The 17,954-nt window shown below is 61.7% G+C and carries 16 protein-coding genes and 1 pseudogene; 6 read left to right on the top strand and 11 right to left on the bottom strand.

Features of this window, described 5'->3' with window-relative positions:
• Window positions 1-8 precede the first annotated feature (8 nt).
• The 3 genes from ELQ88_RS28960 to ELQ88_RS28950 all read left to right on the top strand — a co-directional run bounded on the left by ELQ88_RS28960 (window position 9) and on the right by ELQ88_RS28950 (window position 2,609).
• Window positions 9-767 (top strand): TauD/TfdA family dioxygenase, encoded by a 759-nt coding sequence (locus ELQ88_RS28960; protein WP_128870497.1) that lies wholly within the window; start codon window positions 9-11, stop codon window positions 765-767.
• Between the two features lie 67 nt (window positions 768-834).
• Window positions 835-1,794: a diiron oxygenase gene (locus ELQ88_RS28955; protein ID WP_138969042.1), complete on the top strand. Its 960-nt coding sequence runs from the start codon at window positions 835-837 to the stop codon at window positions 1,792-1,794.
• 14 nt (window positions 1,795-1,808) lie between these two features.
• On the top strand, window positions 1,809-2,609 hold the full coding sequence (locus ELQ88_RS28950) for an N-acyl homoserine lactonase family protein (RefSeq protein WP_138969041.1): 801 nt from the start codon (window positions 1,809-1,811) through the stop codon (window positions 2,607-2,609).
• 108 nt (window positions 2,610-2,717) lie between these two features.
• Here the strand turns inward: ELQ88_RS28950 and ELQ88_RS28945 are convergent, their stop codons facing one another.
• The 5 genes from ELQ88_RS28945 to ELQ88_RS28925 form a co-directional block, all read right to left on the bottom strand.
• Window positions 2,718-4,148, bottom strand: a complete 1,431-nt coding sequence (locus ELQ88_RS28945) for a PLP-dependent aminotransferase family protein (protein ID WP_138969040.1) — start codon at window positions 4,146-4,148, stop codon at window positions 2,718-2,720.
• A 234-nt stretch (window positions 4,149-4,382) separates the two neighbouring features.
• On the bottom strand, window positions 4,383-5,087 hold the full coding sequence (locus ELQ88_RS28940) for a hypothetical protein (RefSeq protein ID WP_128870501.1): 705 nt from the start codon (window positions 5,085-5,087) through the stop codon (window positions 4,383-4,385).
• A gap of 198 nt (window positions 5,088-5,285) precedes the next feature.
• On the bottom strand, window positions 5,286-5,786 hold the full coding sequence (locus ELQ88_RS28935) for a hypothetical protein (protein ID WP_128870502.1): 501 nt from the start codon (window positions 5,784-5,786) through the stop codon (window positions 5,286-5,288).
• A gap of 154 nt (window positions 5,787-5,940) precedes the next feature.
• The gene (locus ELQ88_RS28930) at window positions 5,941-7,461 is read right to left on the bottom strand and encodes a HAMP domain-containing sensor histidine kinase (RefSeq protein ID WP_138969039.1); all 1,521 of its coding nucleotides are present in this window, start codon (window positions 7,459-7,461) and stop codon (window positions 5,941-5,943) included.
• 5 nt (window positions 7,462-7,466) lie between these two features.
• Window positions 7,467-8,177, bottom strand: coding sequence for a response regulator transcription factor (locus ELQ88_RS28925; RefSeq protein WP_128870504.1), 711 nt, complete (start codon window positions 8,175-8,177; stop codon window positions 7,467-7,469).
• A gap of 151 nt (window positions 8,178-8,328) precedes the next feature.
• Between ELQ88_RS28925 and msrB the strand changes: the two genes are divergently transcribed.
• From msrB to msrA, 3 genes and pseudogenes are all read left to right on the top strand, one after another.
• On the top strand, window positions 8,329-8,847 hold the full coding sequence (gene msrB / locus ELQ88_RS28920) for a peptide-methionine (R)-S-oxide reductase MsrB (protein WP_138969038.1): 519 nt from the start codon (window positions 8,329-8,331) through the stop codon (window positions 8,845-8,847).
• Window positions 8,848-8,882: 35 nt separating this feature from the next.
• A pseudogene (locus tag ELQ88_RS34225) lies at window positions 8,883-8,999 on the top strand (hypothetical protein); the annotation flags it as partial.
• Between the two features lie 31 nt (window positions 9,000-9,030).
• Entirely contained in the window at window positions 9,031-9,738 is a 708-nt protein-coding gene (gene msrA / locus ELQ88_RS28915) for a peptide-methionine (S)-S-oxide reductase MsrA (RefSeq protein ID WP_138969037.1), read from the top strand.
• Between the two features lie 220 nt (window positions 9,739-9,958).
• On the opposite strand, the gene ELQ88_RS28910 is transcribed toward msrA, so the two are convergent.
• From ELQ88_RS28910 to ELQ88_RS28885, 6 genes are all read right to left on the bottom strand, one after another.
• On the bottom strand, window positions 9,959-10,462 hold the full coding sequence (locus ELQ88_RS28910) for an adenylate kinase (RefSeq protein ID WP_138969036.1): 504 nt from the start codon (window positions 10,460-10,462) through the stop codon (window positions 9,959-9,961).
• Window positions 10,463-10,563: 101 nt separating this feature from the next.
• Window positions 10,564-12,495: an alkaline phosphatase D family protein gene (locus tag ELQ88_RS28905; protein ID WP_138969035.1), complete on the bottom strand. Its 1,932-nt coding sequence runs from the start codon at window positions 12,493-12,495 to the stop codon at window positions 10,564-10,566.
• A 144-nt stretch (window positions 12,496-12,639) separates the two neighbouring features.
• Window positions 12,640-12,861, bottom strand: coding sequence for a formate dehydrogenase subunit delta (locus tag ELQ88_RS28900; RefSeq protein WP_138969034.1), 222 nt, complete (start codon window positions 12,859-12,861; stop codon window positions 12,640-12,642).
• Entirely contained in the window at window positions 12,858-15,740 is a 2,883-nt protein-coding gene (gene fdhF, locus ELQ88_RS28895) for a formate dehydrogenase subunit alpha (RefSeq protein WP_138969033.1), read from the bottom strand. The genes ELQ88_RS28900 and fdhF overlap by 4 nt, the downstream gene beginning before the upstream one ends.
• Window positions 15,737-17,299 (bottom strand): formate dehydrogenase beta subunit, encoded by a 1,563-nt coding sequence (locus tag ELQ88_RS28890; RefSeq protein WP_178084716.1) that lies wholly within the window; start codon window positions 17,297-17,299, stop codon window positions 15,737-15,739. Before ELQ88_RS28890 ends, fdhF begins: the two co-directional genes overlap by 4 nt.
• On the bottom strand, window positions 17,296-17,772 hold the full coding sequence (locus tag ELQ88_RS28885) for a formate dehydrogenase subunit gamma (RefSeq protein ID WP_138969031.1): 477 nt from the start codon (window positions 17,770-17,772) through the stop codon (window positions 17,296-17,298). The genes ELQ88_RS28890 and ELQ88_RS28885 overlap by 4 nt, the downstream gene beginning before the upstream one ends.
• Window positions 17,773-17,954 lie beyond the last annotated feature (182 nt).

Raw genomic sequence — 17,954 nt, 5'->3', positions numbered from 1 at the left:
ACTTCACCATGTCAGATCAAGGGATTGTTGCGTCTGCACCTTACGTTTCACTGGGCCACCGCCATGGGGAGTTGTCGGCGCGCGGCTGGACGGTGCTGACACCGGGCGAATTCGCCTACGATGTGCTCGGCACGCTGCATGAGTTCGGCCCGGTCATTCCGCAATTCAATGGCCAGACCGCTTTCGCCATCACCCGCAAGCCGGGGTACGAAGACTTGCCGTATTCCCAGAGCATGAACGGCATCGGCCCACACACCGAAGCGCCGGTCTATGCACCGCCGCCGCGCTACCTGGCATTGCATTGTCATCAACAGGCCACGTGCGGTGGCGGGCATACGGGGCTCGTGGACGGTTATGAATTCCTGGCGTTTCTCGGGCGCACCGAACCCGAGCTGCGCGAATGGATCGACGACACGGCGGTGGAGTTTGTTGCCACCGCCAAACCCGGCGAAGCGGCGCAATGCCGGGTCAAGGAATACATCCTGACGCCGACCGAGGAAGGAGATATTTTCCGCTTCAGCTACAACCAGTTTCACTACGGCGATGTGAACCCTTCCAGGGAAGATCTACGCCATTCCCAGGTTGCCAACAGCGACTCGCCGCTGGCCAGGTTTGCAGTGCTGGGCGAAGCGTATTTCGTGCAGCACAACACCCCGGTGCTGATTCCCGACGGGTGCATGCTGATTTGGGACAACTGGCGAATGATCCACGCCCGCAGTCGATACACTGACCCGGCGCGCCACCTGACCCGCTATTGGCTGGCCTGATTCATCCGTCGCCCATTATTCCTTTGGCGTACCCCTTGATGGGTACGCGTCCTACAGGTATCGCGTCATGCAAACAGCAATCGAGATCGCCAAGGTCGATCACCAACTGATCGTGCGGCTCAATCAGTCCTGGACCAAAAGAGCCTCGGTGTGTGCACCGGGCAAGGCCGAGCCCCGCGAAGCGTTCGACCCGGCACGCCCGGATTATCCGGAGTCCATGGTGCCGTTTTTCCATCACCCGAAATTCCAGGCCCTGAGCGACGAGCTCAAGAGCACCGTGGTGACCTGGGGCTGGATCGGCTACAACCTGCGCACGGTGACCGCCGAAGAACATGTGGTGAACCCGGCGCTGAGCGTCATCGCCAATCAGTACCTGGGCAAGAACGACTGGCATTTTCGCGAGGCGATGCAGCAGACCCTCATCGACGAGCACTACCACACGCTCATGCACCTGCGGGCCATTGAGCGCACCAGGGAGGAACGCGCACTCGATCAGGATCTGGACTTGCCACCGTCGGTCACCTACCTGCGCCTGCTTGCCCTGCGTGAAGAATTGCCCGAGCAATGGCAGCGGGATCTGGCGGCGATCACGTTTGCGGTGGTGGCCGAGATCAGCGTCAACGCCTATCTGGATCTGCTGGCCGACGATCAGAGCATTCAGCCGCAAAACCGTCGGGTGGCCGAGCTGCATAATCGCGACGAGTATGCCCACAGCAAGATTCTCGCCGAAGTGGCGAAGGTCATGTACGCCAACATGCAACCGCCCCAGCGGGCATTTTTCGCACGCACCTTGTCGGTGGCGCTGAGTGCCTTCATCGCTCAGGACTACTCGATGTGGGAGGCGATTCTGACGCAGCTCGGGGTCGAGGACGCCGCGCTGATCATTGCCGACACCCGGGAGAGCAACAAGAACGCCACGATCATGCGTGACTACAGCGGCCTGCATCGACTGGCCCAGGACCTGGGCATCAGCGACGAGATCGATTTCGACTTTCGTCCGACCCTCAACGCCACGGCAGCGGCCTGAATCAGGAGGTGAATATGTCCATTCCTGTGTACGAAGTGTTCGCCATCCGAGTCGGCGCCAATGCCCAGCGCACCGCCCGGGAGAATTTTCTCTACGATGCGTGCTGCGGTGATCCCGATGCGTCCATGCCGCTGGATTACTACTTCTGGGTCATCCGCAACGCGCAGCAGGTGATCGTGGTCGACACCTGTTTTCAACCGGCCACGGCGGATCGGCGCAACCGTCAGATGTACCGCCTGCCGGAAGAATCCCTGCGCCAGTTGGACATTGATCCGGCGCACGTGGACAACCTGATCCTCACCCATTTGCACTGGGACCACGCCGGTAACCTCGGGCTGTTTCCGAAGGCCTCCGTGCATCTGCAGGAAGCGGAATTGCGCTTCTGCACCGGACCGAAAATGACCCATCGCACGGTGAATAAAACCTACGAGGTCGATGATGTGATGTCGGCGTTGCCGCCGTTGTTTGAAGGACGGATGCGCTTGCATAACGGCACGGTCGAGGTGATGCCCGGAGTGACCTTGCACCCGGTGGGCGGGCATACGCCGGGTAGCCAGGTGGTGCGGGTGAACACTGAGCGTGGGTGGATTGTACTGGCTTCGGATGCTGCGCATTTGTGGGCCAACATCCGTGAGCGTAGCCCTTTTCCGATTCTGGATGATCTGGCGCAAACCCTTGAGGCTTTCATCGAAATCGATCGTCTGGCCGACAGCGAAGACCACGTCATTCCCGGCCACGACCCGCTGATCGCCGAACGTTTCCCGCACTGGAATGACGATCCGCACATTATCTGCCTGCACCAACGCCCAGCTTGACGACTCCCCCTGTAGGAGCTGGCTTGCCAGCGAATGCGGTGTGTCAGTCAATAAAGTGTTCGCTGGAAGGACGCCTTCGCTGGCAAGCCAGCTCCTACAGGGTATGGGTCAGCCCTGGTTTTTCAGCAGTTGACCGAGCGTCGCCAGGGCTTCGTCTATCTTCGGTGAATACGGCGCGCCGCAACCAATGCGCACAAAGTGGTCAAACCGCTTGGTATTGGAAAAGATATCCCCAGGTGAAATCTGGATACCCGCCTTCAGCCCTTCATGGAACAGCGCCAGTGACGAGTGGTGGCGAGGCAATTCCACCCACAGCAACGTCCCGCCCTGAGGGGTGGTCACGCAGGTGCCCGGGGGAAAATAGCGGCTGATCCCCGCGCTCATCTGCTGGCGTTGTTGCGTGAGGGTTTTCCTTAACCGGCGCAGGTAACGTTCGTAGGACGGGGTCTTCATGAACGCACTGACCGCCAGTTGCGACAACGCTTCGCAAGCGCGGGATTGGGTGTGCTTGAGCATTTCCACGCGGTGGTGCCATTTGCCCGCACTGATCCAACCCAGGCGCATGCCCGGTGCCAGGGTTTTGTTGAGCGACGCGCAATAGATCACATTGTCGGTTCGGTCCCAGTGTTTGAGGGTGGACAACGGCTGCTCGGTATCCACCAGGTCGCCATAGGTGTCGTCTTCGATCAGCACCGTATTGTGCTGCGCACACAGCTGCACCAACCGCGCCTTATTGGCGTCGGGCATGATGCTGCCCAACGGATTTTGCAGGTTGGGAATGACAATCAGCGCCCGAATTTTTTCGGGGCCTTGCAACAGTTGGTCGAGGGCCAACAGATTGATCCCGGCATGCGCCGTCGCCGGGACTTCCAGTACCCGCAGGTTCAGGCTTTCGAGAATTTGCAGCAGGCCGTAGAAGGTTGGCGACTCGACCGCCACGGTGTCACCGGGCTGGGTGACCGCGCGCAAAGCCAGGTTGATCGCTTCGGTCGCGCCATTGGTGATGACAATCCGCTCCGCGCTCAGGTTCGCTTTGGCGGTCAGCGCCCGGCGGGCAAGGATGCTGCGCAAGGCGCTATGACCGCAGGTCGGCCCTGCCGCGTCGAGCAAATGCTGATCCTGGCGCAGCGCCTTGAGCATATGGTCCTGCAACGTCTTCAGCGGATAGAGTTCCGGCGCGCAGTAGGCAGTGGCCAAATTAACCTTGATCGTCGCACGCTGGCTGGCCTTGAGTACCCACGACACTTGTTCGTGAATGCCGATATAGACACCGGTGTCCACGGGCGGGAGAGGGGTGATGGCGCCAGGTTTAGGCAAGTCGACGGGCTGGCGAATGTAGTTGCCGGAGCGCGGACGGGCTTCCAGCACGCCGCAATCCTCGAGTTCCCGGCATACCTGAACCGCGGTCGACAGGCTGACGGCGTGTTTTTCCATCATCAGCCGAATGGAGGGAAACCGCTCCCCCGTTTTCAAGGTGCCGCTGCGGATCGCATCGAGGTAGTGGTTGGCTAACTGACGGTACAAGGGGAGCGTGTGCATGATGACCTCAGCAATCGCACCACTGAAGTCTTGGGCTGGAAAGTGAGTTGACGCTCCCCGCAGGCGGACCCGTGGTGTTCAAGGGTTAAGGGAAGTGTTCTTTCTGGTGTCGATACTGAGAGAGTAATCGTGCTTTTGCTGGAGTCGCGGGCAATAAAAAGCCCCGCTCTAGGGCGGGGCTCCTGGGCGGGGCTCTTGGCTCAGTGGCGTCTGAAGCGCCGCCGGCAGGGGGTGTTACTGGGCGGTGATGCTGTAGCCTTCGAACGCGGTTTGCTGCTGAAGCGCGGTGATGATGTTTTTACGGTTGACCGCTTGCTCGGCCCCCGCATTGTCCAGGAACGTCGCGCTTTCCAGCTCCGCTTCATCGCCTTCGCCGACGAAGGCCAGGCCGAGGAACTCCAGGGCTTTACGGTCTACGTTCAGACGCGAACGCGGAGTCCGCAGCGGCAGCGTGACGCTGATCCCGTCTTTGCTGATGATAAACACTTCGCCGTCCTTCTTGGCCCGGGCAGCCTTGCTCTTGCCACTGGTCGGGTTGCTGATGGCCTGATGGGTCTGGTTCAGCACCTTCAGCGCCAGGCCGTAGACGATTTCCTGAAAGGCCGGATCGTCCTTGAAGCTGGACAGGATACGGCTGATCGGGAACTTGCCGCTCAGGTCTTCCAGGGCGGCGATGTCGGCGGCCTCAGCGTCCTTGAGCTGCTTGAGTTCACCCATCAGTTCGTAGGCGGTGTCGTCGTCGAAGCGGTCGTGCGCCTGGCGAATCGCGGCACGCAGCTCACGGATCTGGTCGCTTTCCCGGGTGGACTGGAAAGCGTCCAGGACCATCTCGCTGATGGTCTTGGCCTGGGATACATGCTGTGAAAGATTGATGGAGTTTTCGTATTCCGCTTTGGACGACAAGGTGACTACGGATTCAGCGGTATTGGAATCGGACATTGAAATTTCACTACTTCTTTTAACTTGGATTGAGGCGAGAAAGCGCGGAGCCTTTTCAGGCCGCCTAATCTATTGGACCTGCGCTGCGTTGTCACGGGTGTTGGACAAAACACCCCCTTGTGTAGGAGCTGGCTCGCCAGCGATGGAGTGTCAGTCGACATCAATGTAGCTGACACTCCTTCGCTGGCAAGCCAGCTCCTACAGGGGGGCTATCTTCAGTGAGCGGAAAGTCTGGTAAAACCTGATCGAACGCCCACAGAACAAACCGCTGGCAACGCCCGACGCACATGCCTTGAGCAACATGACCGGCAGGGTCTTCGATTGTTGCGGGTGAACCTCGGCCTCGTAGCCAAAGTAGTAGCTAACCGCAAAAAACAGCAGATAAAGCGCCAGGGTTTTGATCGTGCCCGGCAGGATCAACGCGGTTCCCGTGTCATCCAGCGAGATACCCTTGGGTGAAAAAATCACCAGCGCGGCGGCGCACCCCACCATTACGGCGACTATCCAGTAACCTACCGATAACGATGGATGGAACGACAGGTTCAGCGAATACAGGGACCAGCCGAGCACAATCGGTGGTGTGATCAACAACGACGTTTTGCTTTCGCGGGTTGGGGAGAGGGCTTTGATGCCGAGGCAGCAGAGCAGCACAAAGATCGCATAAACCCACAACGGGGTATTTTGCAGGGCGTTGAACATCTTGCAGCGTCCTTGCCAAAAAAAGATGCGGGGATAATAGCCGTGCTTCGCTAGAAGCAGTCGACTATTTCCCGGTACCTTCACGGATGCAGCCATTTCTGCGCCCGTTTGTCCGCCGCATTGAATGGTCTGTCGTCTTCGCGAGCAGGGTTCATCAGGCCTGTCCCGGTGTATTCAGGTTCATCGAGCGCACCGCCAAGGCGGTCGCGGTTTCTTCATCCCGGGGCAGCGAAAAGATAAACGTAGCACCTTGCCCAGGCACATCCACCAGACGAATCTCACGGCCATGCAGCTGCAGGATCCGCTGCACGATGCGCAAACCCAGTCCCCCGTCACGTCGTGCCCCACCAATGTTGAACGGCCTCAGGAACAGACCTTCCCGTAGTTCTGCCGGGATGCCCGGCCCGCTGTCGCGGACGGTGATTTCGACGAACTTGCCTTGCGCAACGAGGCTGATGCCGATGGTTCCTCCAGGTGGTGTGTGCCGCAAGGCGTTGTCGAACAGGTTGGTCAGTACACGCTCGATCAGCCCCAGGTCGGCAAACACCCCGGATACCGTCGGTGCAAAGCTGGCCTCGAGTTGCACTTGCCGGGCCTCGGCCGTCAGTTCGAATTTCTGGAAGATGTCCTGCACCAGGTCGGTCAGGGAGAAGCGTTCCAGCACCGGTTGCACGAAACCGTGTTCCAGGCGCACCAGTTCCAATAGCGACTGCGCCAGGCCCCCGACCTTGCGGCTTTGATCCAGGGCGATGCCCAGGTAGCGGCGGCGATCGGCGGGGGATAACGTTGCATCCTTCAATGAAAGGGTTTCCAGGTAACCGTGCAGCGAGGCTAATGGTGTGCGCAGGTCGTGGGAAATATTGGCCACCAGTTCGCGGCGTTCCTGATCCTGGCGGGTCAGCGAGCGCCATTGTTCGCTGAGGCGTGCCTGCATCTGCCGGAAGGCGGCGTCGAGGACCGCGATCTCATCGTGGCTGGCGGCTTTTTCTACCGGGGCGGGCACGGCCGGCGCGACTGGGACGCCGTCGATGTCGAACCGGCTGACTGTTTCGGTCAAACGTCGCAAGGGGCGGGTGATCAGTGCAAAGGCCGTCAGGCCGGCAATCAGGCACAACAGGGCGGCGAGCCCGATGGACACCAGGGCGGTATTGAGCGCTGCGCTGGTGGCGCCGCGTTCGGCGAGGCGGTCGCGCTCTTCGCTGAGCAACACGACATACAGGTAGCCTGCCGGTTTGCCGTTGACCTGCAACGGCGCGGCGCTGAACACCTTGCGGCCATCGGCGCTGCGCGGGTCGTCGCCGACGATCGGCAGGGCATCCCCTCGGAGCAGGCGCTGGATCGGCGCCAGGTCAACCCGCTGCCGGCGTATCCGCCCCTCGGGTGCCGCGCTGCCGACAAGCGCGCCTTCGGTGTCCAGCAGATAGACCTCGACGCTGGGGTTGACTTGCATCAGCTTGCTGAACAACTCGCGCACGGCATCGGGCATCAGGCCATTGGCATCCATCAGTACCGTGTCCTGGGCAATATGCTGCGCCAGATTGCGCGACAGCCCTTGCACCACCTCCAGTTCATGCATCTGGCTGGAGCGCACCTGCATCCACGCCGAGGTACCGCAGCACACCAGCAACAGCACGGCGAAGACCAGGGACAGGCGTTGCGTCAGCGTTAGCCTCATGAGCGCTATGACTCCTTCGCCGCGAACTTGTAGCCACGACCCCATACCGTGAGGATTCGTGTCGGTTGTGCCGGATCGGCCTCGATTTTCGCCCGCAGGCGGTTGATGTGCGTGTTGACCGTGTGCTCGTAGCCTTCGTGGCTGTAACCCCATACGGCGTTGAGCAGGTCCATGCGCGAGAACACCTTGCCGGGCTGGCGGGCGAAAAAATACAACAGGTCGAACTCCCGGGGCGTGAGGTCGAGGCGCCGACCGTCAAGGGACACCTCGCGGGTAATCGGGTCGATGGAAAGGCCGTCCACGATCAGGCTGCCGGCGTCCATTTTCAGGTTGCGGGCCATGGCGTCGACCCGTCGCAGCAGTGCCTTGACCCGGGCGACCAGCTCCAGCATGGAAAAGGGTTTGGCCAGGTAGTCGTCTGCGCCGAGTTCGAGCCCGAGAATCCGGTGGACCTCGCTGGAGCGTGCACTGGTGATGATGATCGGTGTGTAACGGGCCATGGCGCGGGCGCGGCGGCAGATTTCCAGGCCGTCGACACCGGGCAGCATCAGGTCGAGGATCAGTGCGTCCCAGCCTCCTTGCTGCAGCAGGCGCATGCCTTCGTCGCCGTTGGCGCAGTGCACCACCTCGAACTGCTCATCGCGCAGATGCAGGCAGATAAGGTCGGCGATAGGCAGGTCGTCCTCGACCACGAGGATGCGTTTGGCGGGTTCCATCAAGCTCAATCCTTCGGCGCGATGAGCGCATTGTGCGGGTTTTTCTCGGCTGGAGTTATCACGAATTATTTAACTCTCCGTGAGGGTTTGGCGATCAAACCAAGCCTACGCTGTGTTCCATGTCAGGTACCTGGATTTATCGGAGAAGATCATGTTTTCACGGCGGCAGTTTCTTGGAACGTGCGGCGGGCTGGGGGCTGCAGCCCTGGTGGTCGGTGTATTGCCAAAATTTGCCGCAAGCTCTGCCCTGGTCAGTGACGTCAGCGCGGCGGAGGTTTTCGAGGTGAGCCACAGCGACAGCGAGTGGCGCGCCATGCTCAGCGACGGGCAGTACGAAATCCTGCGTGAAGAAGGCACCGAACGGGCCTACAGCAGCCCGCTGAACAACGAGCACCGTGACGGCATTTTTGCTTGCGCCGGCTGCGATCTGCCGCTGTTTTCCTCCGAAACGAAGTTTGACAGCCGCACCGGCTGGCCGAGCTTCTGGGCGCCGCTGGACAAAGCCGTGGCCACCCGTCAGGACCGCTCCTTCGGCGTTGTGCGCGAAGAGGTGCACTGCCGGCGTTGCGGCGGTCACCTGGGGCATGTCTTCGATGACGGGCCCAAGCCCACCGGCCTGCGTTATTGCATGAACGGTCTGGCGCTGACCTTCAAGCCACAGGTGGCTTGATCCTTTCTCTCACTTGTTATGCAGGTTGACGTTATGTGACCGGGCAACGCCTGTACCAACTGGTGCGCCAGACCGGCAGCGTCAAGGACCGGACCTTCAGCATCGAGTTTCTCGATCCGGGTGTCTCGGCCTATGCCTTTACCTTCGGTTGATCGCCCTTACATTCACCCAGGAGTCCGCCTCATGAAAACCCTGTTCACCTGGCGTCGCGCCCTGTTGGGGCTGGCCGCCGCTGGCGTCATCGGTCAATGCGCGGCATTCTCTTTCGGTGCCGCTGAACAAGCCGTGCTCATTCCACCTCCGACCCTCGATGAAACGACCCAGGCCCGTAGCGAAACCGTGGTCCTTGCCGGCGGCTGCTTCTGGGGCGTCCAGGGGGTGTTCCAGCATGTCAAAGGCGTGAAGCAGGCCGTCTCCGGTTACGCTGGCGGGACAGCCGACACGGCTCGATATGAGCGGGTCAGCGAGGGTGATACCGGCCATGCGGAGTCTGTCGAAGTGACCTTCGATCCGACTCAGGTCAGTTATGGCACCTTGCTGCAAATCTATTTCTCCGTGGCCCATGATCCGACCGAACTCAATCGTCAGGGGCCGGACACCGGAACCCAGTACCGATCGGCGATTTTCCCGCAAAGCAGCGAACAGCAGCGCGTGGCTCAGGCCTACATCGCCCAGCTCGACACCGCCCGTTCGTTCAACAAGCCCATTGCGACCAAGCTGGAAAAGTACAACGGTTTCTACCCGGCAGAGGAGGAGCATCAGGACTTTCTGACCGAACACCCGACCTATCCCTACATCGTGATCAACGACTTGCCGAAGGTGGCGCAGTTGAAGCGGCTGTATCCGGATCGGTATCAGGAAAAACCGGTGTTGGTGAAGGCAGGGCCATGAGTCGACAGAGGCATGGCACCCAGGGTTCAAGACGTGTTGGGCTCGACTAGGGGTTCGCATCGTCTTCTCCGCATTCCGATAGGCGCGCAGTATGGGGCCGCGTTCTAAAAGACGTTTCCGGGAACGATGTAATCCCGTTCCGATTTAAGCGCCGGATATTGGTGCAGGTGGGGAACAACGGCCATTCAGCTTCGGCCGTGAAAGGGTTATGCCGGTGATATCAGTGGGTTCGTCGCATCCTACTCGCGAAAGCCAACGCCTCAGTGCGGTCCATCAGTTGAAGTTTCGCGCTGGTAAATCCCTTGAACAATCGCTTATGCGCGGCATATCCACTGGAGTCATCACGCGTCCGATAACTGCCGGCCCAGTCCAGCAAGGCAATCAACAACTCATCATTATCATCGCGCCCGGCTTCTCGCTGGCGAATATTGGCGACGCATTCTTCATCTCTAATACACAGCCAGATCAGCGCCGTGGCCCGGTGTATAAGCTCGCTTACCATCCAGCCGTAAACGCCCTCGATCACCCAGCACTCTTGACTGGCCGCAATCCGCGCCATCGCCAATGCCTCGCCGCGGGGACGCGCGATACTGTGTTCGTCGGATAGCCAGTGAATCGAATCCAGATCAATCCACGGCACTAGCAGATGGCTGGCCAATCGCTCGGCCAGCCAGCTTTTGCCGGAACCGGAGTTGCCAATGATCAGGGTTCTGGTGAAATCCATAAGCGGCACCGATCAAATGATCTGCAGGGCCATTCTCAGCGCAGGGAGCGAGCCGGCGCCGGGCGGCGTTCCGACGAAGCAGGCGACTCGGTCTCACCCCGTCAGTCACTCGCCTCAGGCGCCACCATCCGCGTCTTCGGCGCGCCATTCGCATTCAACTGATAAATCGCCTGCGGTTGTCCTTTCTCATTAAAGAACACCTGCCCGATCCCCGCCGAATTCCACAGCCGTTCACCGGCTTCAGCATGCTCTGGAACATGCGGAACAATGCGCATCCGTCGGCGTTTGGTCAGCCAGTTCAGCGGCGAGCGCGGCGAATAGAGCCAGCGGTTGAGCCGGTCGAACCACTCGAGCAGGCCCGGCGGAAATTCGTTTTTGATGCCACTGCTGGTGACCTGCCAGATCCTGGGCCCCGCTTTACGATGTCGGATCAGCACTTCGTAGACGAAGGAATAATGCACATCGCCTGACAGCACCACGTAGTTACCGGGTGTACGCGAGTGTCGGAAAATGTTCAGGATCACCTGTGCCGCGCCGCGATGGGCCATCCAGTTTTCTGCGTCAACCAGCAAGGGGTAGCCTAACCAGCTGAAGACGCGCTGTACGGTTTCGATCAGTTTGACGCCGAAGATCGGCGCCGGCGAAACGATGATCGCCGAAGGATGATCCAGCAGTTCCTGTTGCAGTTCGCTGAGCGCTTCCCAATCCATCAGGCCTGATGGCTGCTTGAGCGTCATCTCGCTGCGCCAGCGCCGGGTGCGGGTGTCGAGCACTACGATCGCCGGGGTGGTGGGCAGCACGAAATGCCAGTTCTGGAACCGCAACAGTTCATCGATCAACTCATCCTGGACTTCACTGTCGAGGTAGTGGTCCTGCCCCGTGGCACTCAATAAACGGGTTTTCTCCAGCACGCCGCTGAACGCATCCGGATTATTGCCCCAGCCCTGACACAGCATGTAGGCGATCAACGCATTGCCGATGATGCGCTTGGAGAACGGATGGCCGTAGGCCGTTTCCTCCCACTGTGCGGAAAGATTCCAGTCATCGGTAATGTCGTGGTCATCGAAAATCATCAGGCACGGCAGATGTGCCAGCGCTCGGGCCACGTTGCCGAGACCGGCCTTGAAGCCGTCGACCCGGGTCTGCTCCAGCGCATACCGCTCGCGCCGTTCGGGAATCAATTTCGGCGGTTTCGGCGCGATCAACGTCCAGGGCGTCGGCGACCACACCAGCAGGTACATGGCCATGACCTCGGCGAAGCTCACCAGATGGTTGTCAGCACTGCTGCTGGTGAAAATCGGCTTGCGCGCGCCGCCGAAAAACCGGTCTCGCAGGGTGTCGTTGCTTTGCAGCGCCGGTAACAAATCCGCACGATGGTAGTAACTGGCCGGGTGGTTGTAGAGTTTGGCGCTGTCGCTGACCACCGCCCCTTCGAGGTGCTCCTCGAACAGCCCCAGTCGCTCGATCAGGGCATGAATGGCCCGCAACGTCGGCCCCGCGACATCGTCGGCGTACACCTGATCACCGCTCATCATCAATAGCGCCGGGCGTTTTTCTGCCTCCGGCTCGGCCTCCAGCAAGCGATCGACACAAAGCAGACCATCCGGCGCCGGAAAGTGCGGCTTGCGGCAGGAACCGTGCAACAGTTGATCAACCCGTGAGCGCAGGACGAAATTCGGGCAACCGGCCTCGCCGTACAGCAAGTGCGGGGCCCAAGCGGCGATGCCCGACTCGACGTCGTCGTCTTCGCCTTTGTCGATCAGCAGGTCGTATTCGATCAGCGTGTCGCAGGGCAGGGGGCTGTCCAGTGGCACATCGATCAAATGCACAAAGGCGCGAGTGCCGACCGGGACCACCGTGCACTGCGTGTCGTCCAGGCGGATATCGCCGACATTCTGCAACCGCAACGTCAGCGACAATGCCCGCGACCCCACCAGCCACAACACCAACCGCTTGGGCTCCAGACGCCGCAATAGCGGGCCGACGAGGACAGGGGGCAGGGGTTGATCAGCGTCAGACAAGGATGAAGACATGGGCATCCGTTTCAAGACTCGAGGTGCGGAAACGCCGGATGATAACGCAGCTGGTGTAAATGAGTCGTTGCTGACTTGCGTCGGATTACTACTCCTTGGCCTGCCTTCACAGACCAAGGGAAAATCCAAAGGGCTCGTGCGAACCTACGCCTCCCAACCCGCCCCACTGACCGCCGCCTGCACCAGCGGGTGCAAGTCGGCCCCCTGATGCTCGGTCTGCCAGGCCAGCAATTCCTTGCGCATGGTCGGCGCCCAGTACAGTTGCAGATGATTACGCACGCCGAGCACCGCCACTTGCTCGTCCGGTTCGCTGGCGAAGTACTGGGCGATCTGGTTGGCCATCTTGATCAGGTTGGCAGTGCTCATCGGCGCACCTCCACTTGAGCGCCACGGGCCTGACGGCGTTCCTTGAGCAGACGGTCCTGTTCCTCGCTGAAGCTCTGGTAGCGTTTTTGCCACTCGGAAGGGTGGTAGACGCGGCTGACTTCCACGGCGGTGACCTTGTACTCCGGACAGTTGGTGGCCCAGTCGGAGTTGTCGGTGGTGATGACGTTGGCCCCCGATTCAGGGAAGTGGAAGGTGGTGTACACCACGCCCGGGGCGACCCGTTCGGTGATCCGCGCGCGCAGTACGGTCTGCCCGGCGCGGCTGCCAATGCCGACCCAGTCACCCTCGTTGATGCCACGGCTCTCGGCGTCGGTCGGGTGGATTTCCAGGCGGTCTTCATTGTGCCAGGCAACGTTGTCGGTCCGCCGGGTCTGGGCGCCGACGTTGTACTGGCTGAGGATGCGCCCGGTGGTCAGCAGCAGGGGATAACGATTGTTGACCTTTTCCTCGGTGGGCACGTAGCCGGTGAGCATGAAGCGCCCCTTGCCGCGCACGAATTCCTCGATGTGCATGGTCGGCGTGCCGTCCGGCGCCTCGGCGTTGCACGGCCATTGCAGGCTGCCGTGGCTGTCCAGTGCGGCGTAGCTGACGTTGGTGAAGGTCGGCGTCAGGCGGGCGATTTCATCCATGATTTCCGATGGGTGCCGGTAGTTCATCGGGTAACCCAGGGCGTTGGCCAGGGCAATGGTGCCTTCCCAGTCGGCCTTGCCGCCCAGCGGCTCCATGACCTTGCGCACCCGGGAGATGCGCCGTTCGGCGTTGGTGAAGGTGCCGTCTTTTTCCAGGAACGAGCAGCCCGGCAGGAACACGTGGGCGAACTTGGCGGTTTCGTTGAGGAAAATGTCCTGCACCACCACGCATTCCATGGCCGACATCGCGGCGGTGACGTGCTGGGTGTTGGGGTCGCTCTGAACGATGTCTTCGCCTTGGCAATACAGGCCCTTGAAGCTGCCGCCCAACGCTGCTTCGAACATGTTGGGGATGCGCAGGCCCGGGTCGGGTTGCAGGGTGACGTTCCAGGCTTGTTCGAACTGCGCGCGCACCCCTTCGTTGGAGATGTGCCGGTAGCCGGGCAGCTCGTGGGGGAAGGAACCCATGTCGCAGGAGCCCTGCACGTTGTTCTGCCCCCGCAGCGGGTTTACGCCCACGCCTTCGCGACCGATGTTGCCGGTGGCCATGGCCAGGTTGGCGATGCCCATCACCGCGGTGCTGCCCTGGCTGTGCTCGGTGACGCCCAGGCCATAGTAGATCGCCGCGTTGCCGCCGGTGGCATACAGGCGGGCGGCGGCACGGATGTCGGCCGGGTCTACGCCGCAGGTGGCGCCCAGGACTTCCGGCGAGTTTTCCGCGCGGCTGACGAACTCGCTCCAGCGAGCGAAATCGTGGCCCTCGCAACGGGCGTCGATAAACGCCTGGTTGAGCAGGCCTTCAGTGACGATGACATGGGCCAGGGCGTTGAGCATGGCGACGTTGGTGCCCGGGCGCAGGGCCAGGTGCAACTCGGCGCGGGCGTGCACCGAGTCCACCAGATCGATGCGGCGTGGGTCGATGACGATGAGCCGCGCGCCTTCGCGCAGGCGGCGTTTGAGCTGCGAGGCGAACACCGGGTGGGCGTCGCTGGGGTTGGCACCCATCACCAGGATCACGTCGGCCTGCATCACCGAGTCGAAACTCTGGGTGCCGGCGGACTCGCCCAGGGTTTGTTTCAGGCCATAGCCGGTCGGCGAGTGGCAGACTCGCGCACAGGTATCGACGTTGTTGTTGCCGAACGCGGCGCGCACCAGTTTTTGCACCAGGTAGGTTTCTTCGTTGGTGCAGCGGCTGGAGGTGATGCCACCAATCGAGTCGCGGCCGTATTGTTGCTGCAGCCGGCGGAATTCACTGGCGGCGTAGGTCACCGCTTCATCCCAGCTGACTTCCTGCCAGGGGTCGTTGATGTGTTTGCGGATCATCGGCTTGGTGATGCGATCCGGGTGGGTGGCGTAGCCCCAGGCAAAACGCCCCTTGACGCAGGAGTGGCCGTGGTTGGCCTGGCCGTTCTTGTCCGGAACCATGCGCACCAGCTGGTCGCCTTTCATCTCGGCGCGGAACGAGCAACCCACGCCGCAATAGGCACAGGTGGTGATCACACTGCGTTCGGGCTGGCCCAGTTCGACCACGCTTTTTTCGATCAGGGTCGCGGTGGGGCAGGCTTGCACGCAGGCGCCGCAGGACACGCACTCCGACTCGAGGAAGTTATCGCCACCGGCGGCCGCCACGCGGGATTCGAACCCGCGCCCGGTAATGGTCAGGGCAAAGGTGCCCTGGGTTTCTTCGCAGGCGCGCACGCAGCGGTTGCAGACGATGCACTTGCTCGGGTCGTAGTCGAAGTAGGGGTTGGAGGTGTCCTTGACGTCGGCCAGATGGTTGTCGCCTTCATAGCCGTAACGCACCTCCCGCAGGCCGACCTGGCCGGCGACGGTTTGCAGCTCGCAGTTGCCGTTGGCCGAGCAGGTCAGGCAGTCCAGCGGGTGATCGGAGATGTACAGCTCCATGACGTTGCGGCGCAGGGTCGCGAGCTTCGGTGTCTGGGTGTGCACGCTCATGCCTTCGGTGACCGGCGTGGTGCAGGACGCCGGGTAGCCGCGCATGCCGTCGATCTCCACCAGGCACATGCGGCAGGAACCGAAGGCTTCCAGGCTGTCGGTGGCGCACAGTTTGGGAATGGTGGTGCCCAGCAGCGCGGCGGCGCGCATCACCGAGGTGCCTTCGGGCACGCTGATGCTGCGGCCGTCGATGTTCAGGGTGACCTGCACCTGGCTGTCGCGGGCAGGCGTTCCAAGGTCGATGTCTGTTTTCGGGTCGAAGAGAGTGATCATTGCTCGGCCTCCGAAGGCTGCAAGCCGAAGTCGGCGGGGAAGTGCTTGAGGGCGCTGGCGACCGGAAACGAGACCATGCCGCCCAACGCGCACAGCGAACCGTATTGCAGGGTGTCGCACAGGTCCTTGAGGATGATCACCTGCTCATCGCGACCGCTCTGGTCCGGCGCGGCCAGCAGGCGGTCGATCACCTCCACGCCCCGGGTCGAGCCGATGCGGCAGGGGGTGCATTTGCCGCAGGATTCCTCGGCGCAGAACTGCATGGCGAAACGCGCCATATGGGCCATGTCCAGGCTGTCGTCAGCCACCACCACACCGCCGTGACCGAGCATTGCGCCGATGGCGGCGAAGGCTTCGTAATCCAGCGGCGTGTCGAATTGACTTGGCGGCACCCAGGCGCCTAAAGGCCCGCCAACCTGCGCAGCCTTCAGCGGCCGGCCACTGGCGGTTCCGCCGCCGTAGTCTTCCACCAGTTCGCGCAGGGTCAGGCCAAAGGCCCGTTCCACCAGGCCGCCGTGACGGATATTGCCCGCCAGCTGGAAGGGCATGGTGCCCAGGGAACGGCCCATGCCGTAATCGCGATAGAACTGCGCACCTTTGGCCAGGATCAGCGGCACCGAGGCCAGGGTCAGCACGTTGTGCACCAGGGTCGGCAGGCCGAACAGGCCCTTCAAGGCGGGGATCGGCGGCTTGGCGCGAACGACGCCGCGCTTGCCTTCGAGGGAGTCCAGCAGCGCGGTTTCCTCACCACAGATGTACGCGCCGGCACCGACCCGCACTTCCATATCGAAAGCCTGGCCACTGCCGCCGACATTGGCGCCCAGGTAACCAGCGGATCGGGCGATGTTCAGCGCCTGGCGCAGGATGGCCACGGCATCTGGATATTCCGAACGCACATAGATGTAGCCGTAGCAGGCGCCGACAGTGATGCCGGCAATGGCCATGCCTTCGATCAGCAGGAAGGGGTCGCCTTCCATCAACATGCGATCGGCAAAGGTGCCGGAGTCGCCTTCGTCGGCGTTGCACACAATGTATTTCTGCGCCGCCTGGGTGGCACGCACCGTGCGCCATTTGATCCCGGCCGGGAAAGCCGCGCCGCCACGGCCACGCAGACCTGAATCGAACACTTCCGTCGCGGTCTGCTCGCCGCCAATGTTGACGGCCCTTGTTAAACCCTCGAAACCGCCGTGCTCCCGGTAATCGTCCAGCGACAGCGGCCGGGTAATACCGGCCCGGGCGAACAGCAGGCGTTGTTGAGTCTTCAGATACGGTAATTCTTCCACCAGGCCCAAGGCCAGTGGATGCGCGGACGGCTCGCCTTGCAGGGCTTCGAGCACGGATGGCACATCGGCCGCGGTCAGCGGGCCGAAACCGATACGGCCTTGGGGGCTATCCACTTCCAACAGCGGTTCCAGCCAATACAGGCCGCGCGAGCTGGTGCGCTGCAACTCCAGGGGCAGATTGCGCTCACGGGCCTGAGTGATCAGGGCCACCGCCACCTCGTCGGCGCCCACGGCACGGGCCAGCGAATCACAGGGCAGATAGAGAGCCGACATCATGCTTCCTCCCGGCAAGCGTCAAGCAAGGCATCCAGGCGCTCGGCACTGAGCCGCGCATGCACCCGGCCATCCAGCTCCAGCGCGGGCGAACAGGCGCAGGCACCCAGGCAATACACCGGACGCAAACTGATGCTGCCGTCGGCGCTGCTGCCGTGATCGTCCAGTTGCAGACGCTCGCGCAACTGGGCGGCCAACTGCTCGGCGCCACGACTCTTGCAGGACTCGGCCCGGCACAGCCGCAGGATATGGCGGGCCGGCGGCGCGGTACGAAAATCATGGTAAAAACTGATCACCCCGCGAACCTCGGCCTGACTCTGGTTCAACGCGTGGGCAATTTCGGGGATAGCCGCATCGGGGATATAACCGATGCGTTCCTGAATATCATGAAGGATGGGCAACAGTGCGCCGGGAGTGCCCTTGTGGCGCTCCAACAGGCTGTTGACCATCGGCAGGTGCAACGTCTCATCAGGCATTCAGCAATCCTCACGGTCACGGACAAACCAGGCGGTTGTCGGTCGTCCGAAAGTGTCGGCTGCGGCATTCACACCACGTCACGGTATCGTGGCATTGTCAGGCCGGTGGCCAGGGCACCCTGAGCGGGCATCTTGTTGTGCCCGGCGCGGTCTTTGCCGCACCTCAAAAGGGCATAAATCAG

The sequence above is a fragment of the Pseudomonas sp. MPC6 genome, from assembly GCF_006094435.1.
Taxonomy (GTDB): domain Bacteria; phylum Pseudomonadota; class Gammaproteobacteria; order Pseudomonadales; family Pseudomonadaceae; genus Aquipseudomonas.
Note: the sequence above shows the minus strand (reverse complement) of the source record. Positions and strands in the feature narration are given on the sequence as shown.

Bases quoted from the DNA above. Each gene is read 5' to 3' on its own strand.
- msrA (WP_138969037.1), top strand. From the start codon at position 9,031: ATGAAAACCCTGTTCACCTGGCGTCGCGCCCTGTTGGGGCTGGCCGCC.
- ELQ88_RS28890 (WP_178084716.1), bottom strand. From the start codon at position 17,299: ATGATGTCGGCTCTCTATCTGCCCTGTGATTCGCTGGCCCGTGCCGTG.
- ELQ88_RS28950 (WP_138969041.1), top strand. From the start codon at position 1,809: ATGTCCATTCCTGTGTACGAAGTGTTCGCCATCCGAGTCGGCGCCAAT.
- ELQ88_RS28885 (WP_138969031.1), bottom strand. From the start codon at position 17,772: ATGCCTGATGAGACGTTGCACCTGCCGATGGTCAACAGCCTGTTGGAG.
- ELQ88_RS28960 (WP_128870497.1), top strand. From the start codon at position 9: ATGTCAGATCAAGGGATTGTTGCGTCTGCACCTTACGTTTCACTGGGC.
- ELQ88_RS28955 (WP_138969042.1), top strand. From the start codon at position 835: ATGCAAACAGCAATCGAGATCGCCAAGGTCGATCACCAACTGATCGTG.
- ELQ88_RS28910 (WP_138969036.1), bottom strand. From the start codon at position 10,462: ATGGATTTCACCAGAACCCTGATCATTGGCAACTCCGGTTCCGGCAAA.
- ELQ88_RS28945 (WP_138969040.1), bottom strand. From the start codon at position 4,148: ATGCACACGCTCCCCTTGTACCGTCAGTTAGCCAACCACTACCTCGAT.
- ELQ88_RS28905 (WP_138969035.1), bottom strand. From the start codon at position 12,495: ATGTCTTCATCCTTGTCTGACGCTGATCAACCCCTGCCCCCTGTCCTC.
- fdhF (WP_138969033.1), bottom strand. From the start codon at position 15,740: ATGATCACTCTCTTCGACCCGAAAACAGACATCGACCTTGGAACGCCT.
- ELQ88_RS28925 (WP_128870504.1), bottom strand. From the start codon at position 8,177: ATGGAACCCGCCAAACGCATCCTCGTGGTCGAGGACGACCTGCCTATC.
- ELQ88_RS28935 (WP_128870502.1), bottom strand. From the start codon at position 5,786: ATGTTCAACGCCCTGCAAAATACCCCGTTGTGGGTTTATGCGATCTTT.
- msrB (WP_138969038.1), top strand. From the start codon at position 8,329: ATGTTTTCACGGCGGCAGTTTCTTGGAACGTGCGGCGGGCTGGGGGCT.
- ELQ88_RS28940 (WP_128870501.1), bottom strand. From the start codon at position 5,087: ATGTCCGATTCCAATACCGCTGAATCCGTAGTCACCTTGTCGTCCAAA.
- ELQ88_RS28900 (WP_138969034.1), bottom strand. From the start codon at position 12,861: ATGAGCACTGCCAACCTGATCAAGATGGCCAACCAGATCGCCCAGTAC.
- ELQ88_RS28930 (WP_138969039.1), bottom strand. From the start codon at position 7,461: ATGAGGCTAACGCTGACGCAACGCCTGTCCCTGGTCTTCGCCGTGCTG.